Genomic DNA, 16,466 nt, shown 5'->3' on the forward strand with positions numbered 1-16,466 from the left:
CGGGGCATGCGGCATTTGACTATGCTGCCCCGAGCACCAGCCGCTGCCTTGCAGCGGCTTTTGTATTTTCTGAAATAACGAAGTGGAGAGCCGCATGGTTCCCGTAATCGCCCTGGTGGGCCGACCTAACGTCGGCAAGTCCACCTTGTTCAACCGCCTGACCAGGACTCGTGACGCCATCGTTGGCGACTTGTCCGGTCTGACCCGTGATCGCCAATACGGTGAGGCAAAGTGGCAAGGGCGCTCCTACATTATTGTCGACACCGGTGGTATCTCCGGTGACGAGCATGGCATGGACGAAAAGATGGCCGAGCAGTCGCTGCTCGCTATCGAAGAAGCCGATGTCGTGTTGTTCCTGGTGGACGCCCGCGCGGGCTACACCGCTGCCGACCAGATGATTGGCGAGCACCTGCGCAAGCGCAACAAGCGTTCCTATCTGGTTGCCAACAAGATCGACAACATCGATCCTGAGGCGGCCCGTGCCGAATTCAGCCCGATGGGCCTGGGCGATGCGATCCCGGTCGCCGGTGCCCACGGTCGCGGCATCACCCAGATGCTGGAAATCGCCCTGCGCGACTTCCCCAAGGATGACGAAGAGGAAGAAGAGGGCGAGGAAGAGATCGTTGCCGAAGGTGAGGAAGCCAAGCGCATTCCTGGCCCGAGCGAAAAAGACGGTATCAAGATCGCCATCATCGGCCGTCCCAACGTCGGCAAGTCGACGCTGGTTAACCGCATGCTCGGTGAAGACCGGGTCATCGTGTATGACCAGCCGGGTACTACCCGCGACAGTATCTACATCCCGTTCGAGCGTAACGACGAGAAGTACACGCTGATCGACACCGCCGGTGTGCGCAAGCGCGGCAAGATCCACGAGGAAGTTGAAAAGTTCTCGGTGGTCAAAACCCTGCAAGCGATCAAAGACGCCAACGTAGTGATCTTCGTGATGGACGCCCGCGAAGGCGTGGTGGACCACGACCTCAACTTGCTGGGCTTTGCCCTGGAAGCCGGTCGTGCCCTCGTAATCGCGATCAACAAGTGGGACGGCATGACGCCGAGCGAGCGCGATTTCGTCAAGATCGAGCTGCAGCGTCGCCTGTTCTTCGTTGAGTTCGCCGACATCCACTTTATCTCGGCACTGCACGGCACCGGCGTGGGCAACCTCTACGCGTCCGTACAGAACTCGTTCAAGTCTGCGGTGACCCGCTGGCCGACCAACCGCCTGACCCAGATCCTCGAAGATGCGGTCGGTGAGCATGCGCCGCCGATGGTCAACAACCGCCGGATCAAACTGCGTTACGCCCACTTGGGTGGTGCCAACCCGCCGATTATCGTGATCCACGGTAACCAGATCGAGAAGGTGCCCAAGTCCTATGTGCGTTACCTGGAAAACACCTACCGCCGTGTCCTGAAACTGGTCGGTACGCCGATCCGTATCGAGTTCAAGGGTGGCGAGAACCCATACGAAGGCAACAAGAACACACTGACTGACCGTCAGGTGAACAAGAAGCGTCGTTTGATGACTCACCACAAAAAAGCCGACAAGAAGCGCCGCGACAAGAAATAAGCGCCGCTTCAAGTTGTAAGCGACACGCTGCAAGAGAGGGCTCCTTTGGAGCCCTTTTTTGTGCGCGTTAGTTTGTCGCTTGACCTGCTTGTAGCTTGCAGCTTAAAACTTGCAGCTCACCCGAAGGGGGCTTCCATGATCACCAGTAAGCTGCCGAATGTCGGCACCACCATTTTCACCACCATGTCGCAACTCGCTGCCGAAACCGGGGCGTTCAACCTGTCCCAGGGCTTTCCCGATTTCAACGGCCCTCAGGGCTTGCTTGATGCGGTGGGCAAGCACATCGCCCTCGGCCATAACCAATACGCACCCATGACCGGCCTGCCGGTACTGCGTCAGCAAGTGGCGGCCAAGATCGCCCGCAGCTATGGCGCCACCGTTAACACTGACAGCGAAGTGACCATCACCCCGGGCGCAACCGAGGCGATTTTCTGCGCGATTCAAGCCGTGGTTCACAACGGCGATGAAGTCATCGTGTTCGATCCCTGCTACGACAGCTACGAGCCGTCGGTCGAGCTGGCCGGTGGCCGCTGCGTGCATGTGCAACTGAGCCTGCAAGGCTTTGCGCTCGACTTCGACAAGATCAAGGCCGCGCTCTCACCGCGTACGCGCATGATCATCCTCAATTCGCCACACAACCCCACCGGCGCGCTGATCAGCCGTGCCGAACTGGACCAATTGGCTGAACTGATCCGCGACCGCGATATCTACCTGGTCAGCGATGAGGTCTACGAACACTTGGTGTTCGATGGCGTGCCCCATGTCAGCGTGCTGGCCCATGCAGAGTTGTATCAGCGTGCATTCGTGGTCAGCTCCTTCGGCAAGACCTACCACGTCACTGGCTGGAAAACCGGCTACGTGGTCGCACCACCGGCCCTGACCGCTGAGCTGCGCAAGGTGCATCAATATGTCAACTTTTGCGGTGTGACCCCTTTGCAGTACGCTTTGGCTGACTTCATGGCCGAACACCCGGAACACGTCGAAGAGCTGCCGGCCTTTTACCAGGCTAAGCGCGACCTGTTCTGCGACCTGCTGGCGCCGTCACGCTTCAGCTTTACCCGGGTGGCCGGCACTTACTTCCAACTGGTGGATTACTCACAGATTCGCCCGGACCTGGATGACGTCGCCATGTCACTGTGGATGACCCGCGAACATGGCGTGGCGACGATCCCTGTCTCGGTGTTCTATCAGAGCCCGCCGCAAGGCCAGCGCCTGGTGCGCCTGTGCTTTGCCAAACGCGAGGAGACGCTGCAACAAGCGGCGGAGAAACTATGCGTGATTTGACTGCATTACCCGACCTGAATATCGCCTTGGTCCAGACCAGCCTGGCGTGGCATGACCGCCAGGCCAACCTTGAACATTTCGAGCTGTTGCTGGAGCAGGCCAAAGGCGCCGACCTGATCGTGTTACCGGAGATGTTTACCACCGGCTTCTCCATGGAGTCGAAAACCCTCGCCGAGCCTGAACGTGGCCCGACTCATCACTGGTTGCAAACCCAGGCGGCCAAGTACAACGCGGTGATCACCGGTAGCGTGATCATCCAGGCAGCCGACGGCAGCCACCGGAACCGCCTGCTGTGGGCGCGCCCGGACGGTGAGGTGTTGCACTACGACAAGCGTCACCTGTTCCGTATGGCGGGCGAGCACGATCACTACACGCCCGGCGAGCGTCAGGTGCAGTTCGAGTTGAAGGGTTGGCGCATACGCCCATTGATTTGCTACGACCTGCGCTTTCCGGTGTGGAGCCGTGATGCCCAAGACACCGACCTGCTGCTGTACACCGCGAACTGGCCGGGTGCGCGGCGTCAGCACTGGAACCGCCTGCTACCGGCGCGGGCTATCGAGAACCTGTGTTACGTGGCGGCAGTCAATCGCGTCGGTACGGATGGCAAAGGCTTTGCCTACACCGGAGACAGCCAGGTGCTGGATTTCCAGGGTGAGACCTTGCTCAGTGCGGGGGAGGCGGACGGGGTGTTTCAGGTGTGCCTGAATGCGGCAGAGCTGGCGATGTATCGCGAAAAATTTCCAGCGAATCTGGATGCCGATAGGTTTCAGTTTGTCTGACAGACCGCTATCGCGGGCAAGCCCGCTCCCACAGGTGAATGCATTCCAATGTGGGAGCCGGGCTTGCCCGCGATGGGGCCCTACAGATCGTTCCCACGCTCCGCGTGGGAATGCAGCCCCGGACGCTCTGCGTCCGCTTTCAGAATTGTGACGCAGAGCGTCACCGCAGGCATTCCCACGCAGAGCGTGGGAACGATCAGGCCCCTGGATTCTCACCCAGGGGCCTTTTGCATTACCGCGACAGTGCTTACGCCGCCTTCGCTTCCAACTGACTCAACGAGCGGTTCAGCGCACTGAACACCGCCTTGAAGCTCGCCGTGGTGATGTTTTCATCGATCCCCACACCATGCACCGGGCGTTCGCCGTTCACACGCAACTCGATGTAGGCCGCCGCCTTGGCATTGGTGCCGGCGCCGATCGCGTGTTCGTTGTAGTCCATGATCTCAACCTTGATCGGCAGCGCGGCAACCAGCGCTTCCAAAGTGCCGTAACCCTTGCCGTTCCAGCGCAGGTTGGTTTCGCCCTGGCCCTTGCCCGAGACTTCCACTTCCACGGTGCTATTACCGTTTTCTTCCTGCAGGCGATGGCTGACCAGCGCGTAAGGCGTGTTGGCTTGCAGGTATTCACGCTGCAACAAGGCGTAGATCTGTGGTGCCGTCATCTCCAGGCCCACGCGGTCGGTTTCGGCCTGTACCACTTGGCTGAACTCGATCTGCATGCGGCGTGGCAAGCTGATGTCGTATTCCTGCTCCAGCAGGTAGGCGATGCCGCCTTTGCCCGACTGGCTGTTCACGCGGATCACCGCCTCGTAGCTGCGGCCGATATCCGCCGGGTCGATCGGCAGGTACGGCACTTCCCACAGCGCGTCGGCTTTCTGCTGGGTAAAGCCTTTGCGGATCGCATCCTGGTGGGAGCCGGAGAACGCGGTGTGCACCAGGTCGCCGACGTAGGGGTGACGTGGGTGAACCTGGATCTGGTTGCATTCCTCGACGACTTTGCGCACGCCGTCGATGTCGGAGAAGTCCAGCTGAGGGTCGAGGCCTTGGGTGTACATGTTCAAGGCAACGGTCACGAGATCGACGTTACCGGTACGCTCGCCGTTGCCGAACAGGCAGCCTTCGACACGGTCGGCGCCGGCCATCAGGCCCAGCTCGGTGGCAGCCACGCCAGTGCCACGGTCGTTGTGGGTGTGCAGGCTGATGATCACGCTGTCACGACGGTTGATGTGGCGGCCGAACCACTCGATCTGGTCGGCATAGATGTTAGGTGTCGCGCATTCAACCGTGGCTGGCAGGTTGAGGATCATCTTGTGCTCAGGCGTCGGGTTCCACACCTCGATCACCGCGTCACAGACTTCCTTGGCGAACTCCAGCTCCGTGGCGCTGAAGGTCTCCGGGGAGTACTCGAAGGTCCACTGGGTTTCCGGCTGCTGGGCAGCGTATTTGACGAACAGCTTGGCCGCGTTGACCGCGATGGCCTTGATGCCGTCTTTGTCCTGGTTGAACACGATGCGGCGGAACGACGGCGACGTGGCGTTGTACAGGTGCACGATGGCCTTTTTGGCACCGCGCAGGGATTCGAAAGTACGTGCGATCAGGTCTTCACGGCCCTGGGTCAGCACCTGGATGGTGGTGTCCTCGGGGATGTGGTTGTCTTCGATCAAGGTGCGCACGAAGTCGAAGTCGGTTTGCGACGCGGCTGGGAACGAGGCTTCGATTTCCTTCACGCCTACAGACACCAGGGTCTTCCAGAAACGCAGCTTTTTCGCGGCGTCCATCGGCTCGATCAGCGACTGGTTGCCATCACGCAGGTCGGAGCTGCACCAGATCGGCGCTTCGGTGATGGTCTTCGACGGCCAGGTGCGGTCCGGGATATCGATGGTCGGGAACGCGCGGTACTTCGAAGACGGGTCTTTGAGCATGCTCATCGGGAAATCCTTTGTAGTAGGGGCCGAGAAAAGGCGGCCTGCCGTAAAACTGTTATTGGGGACGAAACTTGGGACGAGGCAGATCGATTCAGCCTGGCAGTCGTGCGCTGACGAGGCACAGGCTGCGGTGCTGGCGGAGCTGAATGAGGGTGTGAGAGGTTTTCATAAGCTCAACCCTAACCGCAGGGGTGAAAGATGGCAAGCAGTCGGGAAAAATTGAGATAAGTTCTCCCAACTGGCGATGGAGCGAGATTTTATGGCGCTTATCGAAGTTCGCGTTGCTTTTAATTGCGCAGCCTCTCTCGGGCGCGCAATTGTGCTGGCAGACCTGACGCCATCGCGGGCAAGCCCGGCTCCCACAGGGATTCTCGTTTACCTGTGGGAACCGGGCTTGCCCGCGATGAGGCCAGTAGATTCAATATTAATATCAGGGCTGGAACGCACCGATAAAGATCGCCGGGTCGACCCGTGCTTCGTTGAGGCTGATGTTCCAGTGCAGGTGAGGCCCGGTCGCTCGCCCGGTTGAGCCAACCTTGCCGACCACGTCACCGCGTGCCAGCGCTTGGCCGGTCTTCACATCGATCTTCGACAAATGGCAGAACATGCTGATAAAGCCCTGGCCGTGATCAACGAATACGGTATTGCCATTGAAGAAGTAGTTGCCGGTGAGAATGACTTTGCCGGCAGCCGGCGACTTGATCGGTGTGCCGGTGGGTACTGCGAAATCAAGCCCAGCGTGGGGGTTGCGTTCTTCTCCATTGAAAAAACGGCGTACGCCGAACTTGCTGGAGAGCGGGCCATTGACGGGTTTGTCCAGCAGCAGGTTGCTCGGTGTGTTGGGGCTGAAGATGCGATAGGCGCCCAGTTGTAAGGGGATCTCGCTTTCGATGCGTTTGACGTCCGCAGGGTTCGGGTTGACTTGGCGTTTGTTCTTCAGGGTGATGCGTTGTTCGGGGTACTTCTTGTAGCCGACGACAAACGGCAAGGTTTGGCCGCCACTGCTGATGCGTTCGTTGCCCGGTTTGACGGTCAATGGAATGCCGACAATCGCCAGCCAAGTGTCCTGTTCCTTCACCACCAATACCGGTTTGCCCTGGTAGGTGGCTTTCGGGGCAGCAGGCGAGGCGCCCAGGTCAACCACCGCAACGCCACCCGGCACCGGTTTGTTCAGCATCCGGGTGATATAGCTGTCGGCCTGCGCGTTAATGGACAGGCACAACAGCATCAGCAAGCTAAATAAACGTGGCATCAATCAATCCAGTAGCGAAAGGGTGACGGGCGTGAGGTGGTTGTCTTCCACCCGTACCTGCAATTGACCCTCACCCAGGCGTGCGGTCAGGCGCTGGCCGGTGTGGGTTTGCGCGGCGTTGCGGATCGCCTGGCCACGCTCGTCCAGCAGGATGCTGTAGCCACGGCCCAGGGTCGCAAGCGGGCTGACCACCTGCAGCGTCTGCACCTGGCTTTGCAACTGTAGGCGGCGCGCCTTGAGGCCTTCGCGCATGGCGCGGGGCAGGCGTTCGGCAAGGCTATTCAGGCGTTGGCGCAACAAGGCCAACTGGCGGCCGGGGTGTTGGCCGGCGAGGCGGGTTTCCAGGCGGATCAAGCGTTCGCGACGGGTGTTAAGGCTGCGCTCGAAAGCGCGACGCAGGCGCATGTCCAGGTCATCCAGGCGTTGAGCTTGCTGGCGCAGACGTTCGCCAGGGTGGCGCAGGCGGCGGGCCATGCCCTCAAGGCGCAGGCGGTCGTGGCTCAGGCGGTTGCGCATCAGCATCACCAGGCGGCGGTGCAGGTTTTCGACCTGGCGCACCAGGTGGCTGGCGTCCGGCGCGAGCAATTCAGCGGCGGCGGAGGGCGTAGGCGCGCGTACGTCCGCCACAAAGTCGCAGATCGACACGTCGGTTTCATGGCCGACGGCGCTGACGATGGGTGTTACGCAAGCATCTACCGCACGGGCTACGGCTTCTTCGTTGAAGCACCAGAGGTCTTCCAGCGAACCGCCGCCACGGGCCAGGATCAACGCATCGAAGCCACGCGCGTCGGCCAGTTTCAGTGCGCGCACAATTTGTGGAATGGCTTCGCGGCCTTGTACGGCGGTGGGAATCAGTGTCAGTTCAACGTTCGGTGCACGACGGCGGAACACGCTGATGATGTCGCGAATCACTGCGCCCGTCGGCGAGCTGATAATCCCAATGCGCCTTGGGTGCGCCGGCAGCGGCACCTTGCGCTCGGCACTGAACAGGCCTTCGGCGCTGAGCTTTTCCTTCAACGCGTCAAAGGCCAAACGCAGCGCGCCATCGCCAGCAGGCTCCACGGTATCGAGGATCAACTGGTAGTCGCCACGGCCTTCGAACAGCGAGACCTTGCCGCGCACCTTCACCGCCAAGCCGTCCTTCAACGCCTGGCGTACACGTGCGGCATTGTTGCGAAACAGCGCGCAACGCACTTGGGCGCCGCTGTCCTTGAGGGTGAAATACACATGGCCGGAAGCCGGGCGGGCAAGGTTGGAGATCTCGCCTTCGACCCAGATATTGGTGAACACGTCTTCCAGCAACACCCGCGCGCGGCCGTTGAGCTGGCTGACAGTCAGGACTTCGCGGTCCAGGCCCAAACGGGCAAAAGGATCTTTAATCATGGCGGCAGTTTATAGGCATTCGCGTAAGGTTTGGCAGAATTGCTCCACCAGTGCGCTCGGCGCCTGCGCGCAGGCAAGGGCCACGGTACTCAAGCAGTCCGGGTCCGCCAGGGACAAAAAGTGCAGGTTGGCGGGGGCAATTTCTTGCATGGATTTTGGTAACAAGGCAATTCCGAAGCCGGCCTGAATCAGTTGCAACTGCGTGGTTTTGCGCGACATCACCCGCGCGGCCTTGGGGAAAAATCCGGCGCGCATGCACAGTTCAGCTGACAGATAACTCAGGCCACCCCGCTGGGGATGAGGGATTGAAATAAACGCTTCGTCCTTGAGCTGTGCCAGCTCGACGGCTGTATCACTGCGTGCCAGAGGGTGATTGGGCGGCACCGCCAACACCAGTTGTTCGCTATATAAAGGCACCACGCGCACGCCTTCACGCTGGCGCAGCACCGGCAAACGTAAAAGGCCTACGTCCAGGCGTCCGTCGGCAATTTCTTCAAGCTGCGCTTCGGAAGACAGCTTGACGATATCCATCGTCACGCCGGGGCAACGCTGCAGCCAGGTACTGATGCCGTGCAGCAATGGCCCGCTCATCGGCACGGTGCTCGAATGGCTCAGGCGCAGGGTGCCAAGCTGGCCCTTGCCAACCTGGGTGGCCATCTCGCTGGCCTTGAGCAGCTCGTTCAGCAGGTTGCGCGCCCTTGGGTAAAAGGCTTCGCCCGCCGCCGTCAGCCGGGGTTGGCGCGCGGTGCGTTCAAACAGAGGGGTTTGCAGCTGGGTTTCCAGCTCCTTGATCTGTCGGCTCAGGGCCGATTGCGCCACGAACAAACGCTCGGCGGCGGCGCTGAAGCTGCCGCTGTCGGCAATTTCGACGAAGTAGCGCAGTTGGCGAGTGGATATCACGCGTCATGCCTTTTCGAGATGAGTAGAGGGCTTTGAAGATATTAGTCGCAACGCTCGGCGATGGCTAAAGTGATGACTATCTCTTTCAAGGAATACGACATGAGCCCGGTTGAGCTGATGAGCCAGTGGTCGTTCAGTGGTGTCGATTGGCTGGTCATCGGCCTGGGTGTGGTGCTGGCCTACATCGTCTTCGGCATCGCAGGTTTTGGCACGGCGTTGGTGGCGGGGCCGATCCTGATTGTGTTTATGCCGCTGTCGAAGATTATCCCGCTGCTGGTGCTGCTGGATTTTGTCGCGGCCTTTGGCAATCTGCTGCAATCGCGGCGAGAGGTGAACAAGCCCGAGCTGCTGCGGTTGCTGCCGTGCATGGCCATCGGTTGCACGCTAGGCGTGATCTTTCTGCTCAACCTGCATTCGGATCTGTTGCTGCTGCTGATGGGGGTGTTTATCAGCGCCTATGCGATCTACAGCTTGTCGGTGAAGGCGCGTCCCGCTCAACTTTCCAAAAGTTGGTCGATTCCCATGGGCACCGTCGGCGGGCTGTTCGGCGCTTTGTTCGGCAGTGGCGGCTTTTTGTACGCGATCTACCTCAACAGCCGTTTGCCCAAGGACGCGGCGCGGGCCACGCAAAGTGCGTTGATCAGTTGCAGTACGGTGGTGCGCCTGAGCCTGTTTCTGTTCGCCGGGGTGTATGCGGACTTGCCGTTACTGTTGTTGGCACTGTGCCTGTTGCCGGCAATGGCCCTGGGGCTGTGGTGTGGGCGCAGGTTGACGCTGCGCATGTCCCGCGAAGCCTTTGTGCGCTTGGTGACGTGGTTGGTGCTGGCCAGTGGTATTGCATTGATTGGGCGGTATTTGAGTACTTGACCTGTGTGGGGCAGGGATTAAGCTGCCAGGCTTCAAGGCCTCATCGCAGGCAAGCGAGCTCCCACAGGTGAATGCATTCCAAATGTGGGAGCCGGGCTTGCCCGCGATGGCGGCAGTCGCCACACCGCAGGGCTCCCAAGCACCATGAACTCCCAAAGCATCCTTGTCCCCAAAATCTCCACCTTGCCCGTCCACGAACCCCGCGCTCGGGCCATCGTGCGTTGGCTGGTGCGCAAGAACATCATCAAGGAAGAGCTGACCACCTGCGGGCGCACCGGCAACCGCATGGGCTACGCCCTGGCTGACGGCGCCCGCGCTGTGGTGCTGCACCCCGAAGCGCTGCCGTTCAATGAGCCGGTCAATGGCCTGGAAATCATCTACAAGCGCTGCATCTACACACCCGCCAAGGGCTTTCTCGAAGAAGCCGGCTGCCCGGAATGCCTCAAAGAAGTCGGCGAAGCACTGTTCGAAAGCCTCGAAGACTGGATGCCCGGCCACACCGACAACTTCACTTGCCCGTTGTGTGGGCATGAAGATGACATCAATGGGTTTCTATTCCTGCAGGAATGCGGGTTTTCCAACCTGGGGTTTATCTTCAATAACTGGGCGGAGGCAGGGTTCAAGCAGAGCTTTATCGACGAATTTGCCGACTGGCTGGACCAGAAGATGAGTTGGGTCAAAGTCGAGCTTTAATCCGATCGTTCCCACGCTCCCGCGTGGGAATGCATCCCGTGACGCTCCGCGCCACCATTGCGCAATGGTTGAAGCCTTGCGCTGACCCCGGACGCGGAGCGTCCAACGAGGCATTCTCACGCGGAGCGTAGGAACGATCAAGCCGTGAGTTTTATCCATCTATCAGTATTACCAAGTTTGTCAGAGTTTTACATTGAGCCCGACAGGGTGCATGTATATAATGGCGCGCTTCCATTTTCCCGCTCGGGAGCCCCCGCGATGCTGCGTATCAGCCAAGAAGCTCTGACATTCGACGACATTCTCCTAGTGCCCGGTTATTCCGAGGTGCTTCCTAACGAAGTCAGTCTCAAGACCCGCCTAACCCGTGGCATCGAGCTGAATATTCCTCTGGTTTCCGCTGCCATGGACACCGTCACTGAAGCCCGTTTGGCAATTGCCATGGCTCAGGAAGGCGGCATTGGCATCATCCACAAGAACATGACCATCGAGCAGCAAGCTGCCGAAGTGCGCAAGGTCAAGCGTTACGAAGCCGGTGTGGTGAAAGATCCAATCACCATCGAAGCCGACGCCACCGTGCGTGATCTGTTCGACCTGACCCGCCTGCACAACATCTCCGGCGTTCCGGTACTGCACGATGGCGACCTGGTCGGCATCGTCACTTCCCGTGACGTGCGTTTCGAGAACCGTCTTGAAGTCACCGTCCGTGAAGTGATGACGCCTAAAGAGCGCCTCGTCACGGTCAAGGAAGGCGCCGACAAGAACGACGTGCGCGAACTGCTGCACAAGCACCGCATCGAGCGCGTGTTGATCGTCGACGACAAATTCGCCCTCAAAGGCATGATGACCGTCAACGACATCGAAAAAGCCAAGGCATACCCGCTGGCCAGCAAGGACGATCAAGGTCGTCTGCGCGTCGGCGCTGCGGTCGGCACCGGTAAAGACACCGGTGACCGCGTTTCGGCCCTGGTAGCTGCCGGTGTTGACGTGGTGGTGGTCGACACGGCCCACGGTCACTCCAAAGGCGTGATCGACCGCGTGCGCTGGGTCAAACAGAATTTCCCTGACGTACAAGTGATCGGCGGCAACATCGCCACTGGCGCTGCCGCCAAGGCCCTGGCCGAAGCTGGCGCCGATGCGGTCAAGGTCGGTATCGGCCCTGGTTCCATCTGCACCACGCGTATCGTCGCCGGTGTAGGCGTGCCGCAAATCAGCGCCATCGCCAACGTTGCTGCTGCCCTTGAAGGCACTGGCGTTCCGTTGATCGCCGACGGCGGCATCCGTTTCTCCGGTGACCTGTCCAAGGCCATCGTTGCCGGTGCTTCCTGCGTGATGATGGGCTCGATGTTTGCCGGTACCGAAGAAGCGCCGGGCGAGATCGAACTGTTCCAGGGCCGTTCGTACAAGGCTTACCGCGGCATGGGTTCGCTGGGCGCCATGTCCCAGGCGCAGGGCTCTTCCGACCGTTACTTCCAGGACTCCTCGGCAGGCGCCGAGAAGCTTGTACCGGAAGGCATCGAAGGCCGTGTGCCGTACAAAGGCACCCTGAGCGCGATCATCCATCAACTGATGGGCGGCCTGCGTTCCTCGATGGGCTACACCGGCAGCGCCGACATCGAAGAGATGCGCACCAAGCCAGAGTTCGTGCGGATCACCGGCGCCGGCATGGCTGAATCCCATGTCCACGACGTGCAGATCACCAAGGAAGCGCCGAACTACCGCGTAGGTTGAGGCTTCCAGCAAAACGTTAAGTAACCGGGGCTGTTCTTTCAGCCCCGAGTTGTTTCTGATTCATTAGACGAGACTGACTTCATGGCCCTCGACATTCACGCCCACCGCATCCTGATCCTCGACTTCGGTTCCCAGTACACCCAGCTGATCGCCCGCCGCGTGCGTGAAATCGGCGTGTACTGCGAACTGCATCCGTTCGACATGGACGACGAAGCGATCCGCGAATTCGCACCTAAAGGCGTCATCCTTGCCGGTGGCCCCGAGTCCGTGCACGAAGCCAACAGCCCGCGTTGCCCACAAGCCGTATTCGACCTGGGCGTGCCCGTCTTCGGTATCTGCTACGGCATGCAGACCATGGCCGAGCAACTGGGCGGCAAGGTTGAAGGTTCCGAACTGCGTGAATTCGGTTATGCCCGTGTCGACGTGGTCGGCAAGAGCCGCCTGCTGGACGGCATCGAAGACCACATCGACGCCGACGGCCTGTTCGGCCTCGACGTGTGGATGAGCCACGGTGACAAGGTCACCAAGATGCCGGAAGACTTCCACATCCTGGCCAGCACTCCAAGCTGCCCGATCGCCGGCATGTTCAACGACGAGCGCGGCTACTACGGCGTGCAGTTCCACCCGGAAGTGACCCACACCAAGCAAGGCGGGCGCATCCTGTCGCGCTTCATTCTCGACATCTGCCAGTGCGAAGCCCTGTGGACTCCGTCGAAAATCGCTGAAGACGCCATCGCCAACGTGCGTGCCCAGGTCGGCACCGACAACGTACTGCTCGGCCTGTCCGGCGGCGTTGACTCCTCCGTGGTTGCCGCGCTGCTGCACAAAGCCATCGGCGACCAGCTGACCTGCGTGTTCGTCGACAACGGCCTGCTGCGCCTGCACGAAGGCGAGCAAGTGATGGCCATGTTCGCCGAGAACATGGGCGTCAAGGTGATTCGCGCCAACGCCGAGGACCAGTTCCTCAACAACCTGGCGGGCGAAAGCGACCCAGAGAAAAAGCGCAAGATCATCGGTCGTACCTTCATCGACGTATTCGATGCCCAGTCCAACAAACTGGACAACATCAAGTACCTCGCCCAAGGCACCATCTACCCTGACGTGATCGAGTCGGCCGGCGCCAAAAGCGGCAAGGCCCACGTGATCAAGTCCCACCACAACGTGGGTGGCTTGCCGGAAGAGATGAACCTCAAGCTGGTAGAACCGCTGCGCGAACTGTTCAAGGACGAAGTCCGCCGTCTGGGCCTGGAACTCGGCCTGCCGTACGACATGGTCTACCGCCACCCATTCCCAGGCCCTGGCCTGGGCGTGCGGATCCTGGGTGAAGTGAAGAAGGAATACGCCGACCTGCTGCGTCGCGCCGACCACATCTTCATCGAAGAACTGCGCAAAGCCGACTGGTACCACAAAGTCAGCCAGGCCTTCGTGGTGTTCCAGCCGGTCAAGTCTGTGGGTGTTGTCGGTGATGGCCGTCGTTACGCCTGGGTTGTTGCGCTGCGTGCCGTCGAGACCATCGACTTCATGACCGCGCGTTGGGCACACCTGCCGTACGAGCTGCTGGAGACTGTCAGCGGCCGTATCATCAATGAAATCGAAGGTATTTCGCGCGTGACGTATGACGTGTCGAGCAAGCCGCCGGCGACCATTGAGTGGGAGTAATAGGGCACTCGGGCACTGACCAGAGTGCAGCGCTAGATTCGTACTAGCGCAGTAAGGGGGGTTGCCAATGCCAGTCAGTTAAGCTGACTGGCATTTTTGTTTTTTGGGCCGAAAGCTTCGAAGCAAGACCTCTCGTTTCGGTGAGCGGAAAAGGCTGGCACAGGGGTTATAGAAACTGTGATCGAATCAAATCCGTATCGAACGGTGTTATCCCTTGGTCCGGTGCAAACACCGATTGTGCCTTCTGCGGTGACGTTACGCGTTCCCCCCGTGCTCGAACGTGTAAATCGAACAGGGTTTCCATATCCGGCCTGGGTGTATGTACCAGAGCCCGTAGCATCAACGAAACTCCACTGAGGTTGTTCTCGACGTTATTCCACCAGGGAGAGGATGTGAGTCCCAAATCGGCCCAAATCATGCGCCGTTCCTGCAAGTCCATCACAAACGGCAGACAGATCCTTGTGTTTGACGCGATATCGATACGGTCGAATACAGAGCGCGGCTCGAAGACTTCACCCGAAGCCGTGTCTGCGCGAGCCATCCAGCCAGCGAAGCATTCTGGAAGATCGCAGTACGGCTGCTCGGTGTATGAGTTGATAGACGTAACGACATACCGGATACCCTTCTCGACAAGAGCATCAAGGTCGAGGTCGATAAACTCCGAAGCCCCATCGGGTGCATCGACGATGTCACCGCTGTGATAGCCGCCGTACCCCCTCAAGTTGTAATACGCGACCGTTTCCATGAACACGAATTTGGCGTCGAAAAAAGCAGCGGACAAGTCGATGTCCGTGCGTCCAAGGCCGTTCTTCCACCACAGGAACAGGCGAATGAAACGAGTGTCAGGCATAGGCAACCGACTGCCCCGTACCAGCGTACGTAGCGACTTCGAAGAAGCACGCTGCGCCAACGGCACCCTGTATTCGCGTAATGCTGGATCGATAAAGCAGCGGCCTAGTGGCGGCAGCGATGCAAAGCGCTTTACGAGGGCGTCCTCGCAGATTCTGGCGGTACGTTCCAGCACGTCGGGGGTGAGAAATCCGCGTCGATCCTTGATGCCATAAACCTTGGCGAACGAACCTTTCGGCGTGAAGGCTCGCAGGGGGAGGGGGCGTGGTGCACGTACCTGGGCCAACAACTGCAGCAGGAGGGGAGAGGACACCTGTGTTGCAACTGCCTCGAACGCGTCGAGAACCGACTCTGTTTCTGCCGCGCGCCGCAGTGTCGCGTCCAGCCGTCGTGCGAACTCGCCAGGACGGCTCTGTAATAGGGGGGTAAGCGTGGCGATATGACGCTGTGCAAGCAATGTTTCGACACGTGATCCAAATGACTCTGGCGCATCGTTGCGGCGAGCTGCGGTGATGGCGGCTAGCGCTCTTGGGTACTTATCGGCGTAGTCGCCCGGATGCAGTACTTCGGCAAGGCGTTTCCATCGCTCAGCGTGGCGCATCACGTCTTCTGCTGCGTTGGGTATGCGGTTGAGGAGGCGCAATAGCACGCGGCGGATCGAGCGCTTCATCGCTTTGAAGCGTGTCAAAGCTGTCGTCAGTGACACGTCTCCTCTATTCAGCGCAACCGCGAGTCTTAGCACGTCGGTCGCCGTTTCGACGTTTCGCTCCAGGAATGCATCCACTCGTGCGTCGCCGGCTACATGCAGGATTAGTGCGCTGCCAACCTGTGCACGGATCTCCCGGAACGGAATGGCCTCAGGCAGCAGACGGAACGTATCGCTTTTGTACTTTCGGATAAACCAGAGGACATCGGCAGTTTCCTCTTCGGAAAGCGAGGTGCGCGAAGAAACCAGCGGTTCGAGCAGTGACTCAAATTCAGAGATGCTTCCCGGTTCGATTACACGGGATATGAAATTGCCTTCAAGCATTGCAGGTCGAGCATGTTCAGTCGGGGGTAAACGCCAAAGCGTGAGGTAGTGTATGACGGCGTTAAGGTACAACTGTGCCTCTGAGGCTGTCATAACCTGCTCTGGAAAGTCCGGGTAAAACGGCCTGTGGTGTACATGAGCGCCAGTTGCCCGTCGCAGAACTCCGATAATTTCGCGCAGCCATCGCTTGAGCTCTGTCGCTGACAACGTGCCAATTTGTTCAATCAGAGGCTCTGACAGCACGCATCGAAACGCCGCGACTTCCCGAACAGCCGACGCGACCTGAGCGCGTGTGGCACCGCCAGTGCCTATCGGGATGTAAACTTTGCTACGGCGGCGTAGGAACAGGTCCTGATTCATACTTGAATTCTCCTTAGGCCACCGACGTGGATGAGCTGCTGCGTCGTTCTACAACTGATGTAAAAACGCCTGCAGGAAGCAGGCGCAGTGTGGAGAGCGAAACCCCTAGGTCATAGGAGGTTAGAAGGAAGGTGTTCCATAGCCACGAAGGGATCCTACGTCAGGCTGCAGCTGTTTGTCAGGTCGTTGTGTGT

General features: G+C 59.7%; 12 protein-coding genes. 7 read left to right on the forward strand and 5 right to left on the reverse strand.

From position 1 onward, the window contains the following. The first annotated feature begins 94 nt into the window (after window positions 1–94). The 3 genes from der (at window position 95) to P5706_RS05835 (ending at window position 3,627) form a co-directional block, all read left to right on the forward strand. Entirely contained in the window at window positions 95–1,564 is a 1,470-nt protein-coding gene (gene der / locus P5706_RS05825) for a ribosome biogenesis GTPase Der (protein ID WP_200434211.1), read from the forward strand. Between the two features lie 135 nt (window positions 1,565–1,699). Then, the gene (locus P5706_RS05830) at window positions 1,700–2,848 is read left to right on the forward strand and encodes a pyridoxal phosphate-dependent aminotransferase (protein ID WP_285678746.1); all 1,149 of its coding nucleotides are present in this window, start codon (window positions 1,700–1,702) and stop codon (window positions 2,846–2,848) included. After that, window positions 2,836–3,627 (forward strand): amidohydrolase, encoded by a 792-nt coding sequence (locus P5706_RS05835; protein ID WP_285678747.1) that lies wholly within the window; start codon window positions 2,836–2,838, stop codon window positions 3,625–3,627. Before P5706_RS05830 ends, P5706_RS05835 begins: the two co-directional genes overlap by 13 nt. Before the next feature lie 247 nt (window positions 3,628–3,874). Here the strand turns inward: P5706_RS05835 and leuA are convergent, their stop codons facing one another. The 4 genes from leuA to P5706_RS05855 form a co-directional block, all read right to left on the reverse strand. Continuing rightward, on the reverse strand, window positions 3,875–5,554 hold the full coding sequence (gene leuA / locus P5706_RS05840; RefSeq protein ID WP_200432856.1) for a 2-isopropylmalate synthase: 1,680 nt from the start codon (window positions 5,552–5,554) through the stop codon (window positions 3,875–3,877). Between the two features lie 427 nt (window positions 5,555–5,981). Then, window positions 5,982–6,803 (reverse strand): peptidoglycan DD-metalloendopeptidase family protein, encoded by an 822-nt coding sequence (locus P5706_RS05845; protein WP_285678748.1) that lies wholly within the window; start codon window positions 6,801–6,803, stop codon window positions 5,982–5,984. A 3-nt stretch (window positions 6,804–6,806) separates the two neighbouring features. Then, window positions 6,807–8,186, reverse strand: a complete 1,380-nt coding sequence (xseA, locus tag P5706_RS05850; protein WP_236370013.1) for an exodeoxyribonuclease VII large subunit — start codon at window positions 8,184–8,186, stop codon at window positions 6,807–6,809. A 9-nt stretch (window positions 8,187–8,195) separates the two neighbouring features. Continuing rightward, window positions 8,196–9,086 (reverse strand): LysR family transcriptional regulator, encoded by an 891-nt coding sequence (locus P5706_RS05855; RefSeq protein WP_285678749.1) that lies wholly within the window; start codon window positions 9,084–9,086, stop codon window positions 8,196–8,198. A gap of 99 nt (window positions 9,087–9,185) precedes the next feature. Here P5706_RS05855 and P5706_RS05860 point away from each other — a divergent pair, with 99 nt between their 5' ends. From P5706_RS05860 to guaA, 4 genes are all read left to right on the forward strand, one after another. Continuing rightward, window positions 9,186–9,953: a sulfite exporter TauE/SafE family protein gene (locus P5706_RS05860; RefSeq protein WP_285682651.1), complete on the forward strand. Its 768-nt coding sequence runs from the start codon at window positions 9,186–9,188 to the stop codon at window positions 9,951–9,953. 144 nt (window positions 9,954–10,097) lie between these two features. Then, window positions 10,098–10,646, forward strand: a complete 549-nt coding sequence (locus tag P5706_RS05865; RefSeq protein ID WP_005791157.1) for a hypothetical protein — start codon at window positions 10,098–10,100, stop codon at window positions 10,644–10,646. Between the two features lie 258 nt (window positions 10,647–10,904). Next, window positions 10,905–12,374, forward strand: a complete 1,470-nt coding sequence (gene guaB / locus P5706_RS05870) for an IMP dehydrogenase (protein ID WP_016977684.1) — start codon at window positions 10,905–10,907, stop codon at window positions 12,372–12,374. A gap of 81 nt (window positions 12,375–12,455) precedes the next feature. Next, window positions 12,456–14,033, forward strand: a complete 1,578-nt coding sequence (gene guaA, locus P5706_RS05875) for a glutamine-hydrolyzing GMP synthase (RefSeq protein WP_017134673.1) — start codon at window positions 12,456–12,458, stop codon at window positions 14,031–14,033. Window positions 14,034–14,199: 166 nt separating this feature from the next. Here guaA and P5706_RS05880 read toward each other — a convergent pair whose 3' ends face one another. Further along, window positions 14,200–16,272, reverse strand: coding sequence for a TerD family protein (locus P5706_RS05880; RefSeq protein ID WP_285678751.1), 2,073 nt, complete (start codon window positions 16,270–16,272; stop codon window positions 14,200–14,202). Between the last annotated feature and the right edge of the window lie 194 nt (window positions 16,273–16,466).

The organism is Pseudomonas sp. ChxA, from assembly GCF_030263855.1.
Taxonomy (GTDB): domain Bacteria; phylum Pseudomonadota; class Gammaproteobacteria; order Pseudomonadales; family Pseudomonadaceae; genus Aquipseudomonas; species Aquipseudomonas fluorescens_CB.

Excerpts from the sequence above, each read along its gene's own strand:
- guaB (WP_016977684.1), top strand. The coding sequence starts at position 10,905 with ATGCTGCGTATCAGCCAAGAAGCTCTGACATTCGACGACATTCTCCTA.
- P5706_RS05835 (WP_285678747.1), top strand. The coding sequence starts at position 2,836 with ATGCGTGATTTGACTGCATTACCCGACCTGAATATCGCCTTGGTCCAG.
- xseA (WP_236370013.1), bottom strand. The coding sequence starts at position 8,186 with ATGATTAAAGATCCTTTTGCCCGTTTGGGCCTGGACCGCGAAGTCCTG.
- der (WP_200434211.1), top strand. The coding sequence starts at position 95 with ATGGTTCCCGTAATCGCCCTGGTGGGCCGACCTAACGTCGGCAAGTCC.
- guaA (WP_017134673.1), top strand. The coding sequence starts at position 12,456 with ATGGCCCTCGACATTCACGCCCACCGCATCCTGATCCTCGACTTCGGT.
- leuA (WP_200432856.1), bottom strand. The coding sequence starts at position 5,554 with ATGAGCATGCTCAAAGACCCGTCTTCGAAGTACCGCGCGTTCCCGACC.
- P5706_RS05845 (WP_285678748.1), bottom strand. The coding sequence starts at position 6,803 with ATGCCACGTTTATTTAGCTTGCTGATGCTGTTGTGCCTGTCCATTAAC.
- P5706_RS05830 (WP_285678746.1), top strand. The coding sequence starts at position 1,700 with ATGATCACCAGTAAGCTGCCGAATGTCGGCACCACCATTTTCACCACC.
- P5706_RS05860 (WP_285682651.1), top strand. The coding sequence starts at position 9,186 with ATGAGCCCGGTTGAGCTGATGAGCCAGTGGTCGTTCAGTGGTGTCGAT.
- P5706_RS05880 (WP_285678751.1), bottom strand. The coding sequence starts at position 16,272 with ATGAATCAGGACCTGTTCCTACGCCGCCGTAGCAAAGTTTACATCCCG.
- P5706_RS05865 (WP_005791157.1), top strand. The coding sequence starts at position 10,098 with ATGAACTCCCAAAGCATCCTTGTCCCCAAAATCTCCACCTTGCCCGTC.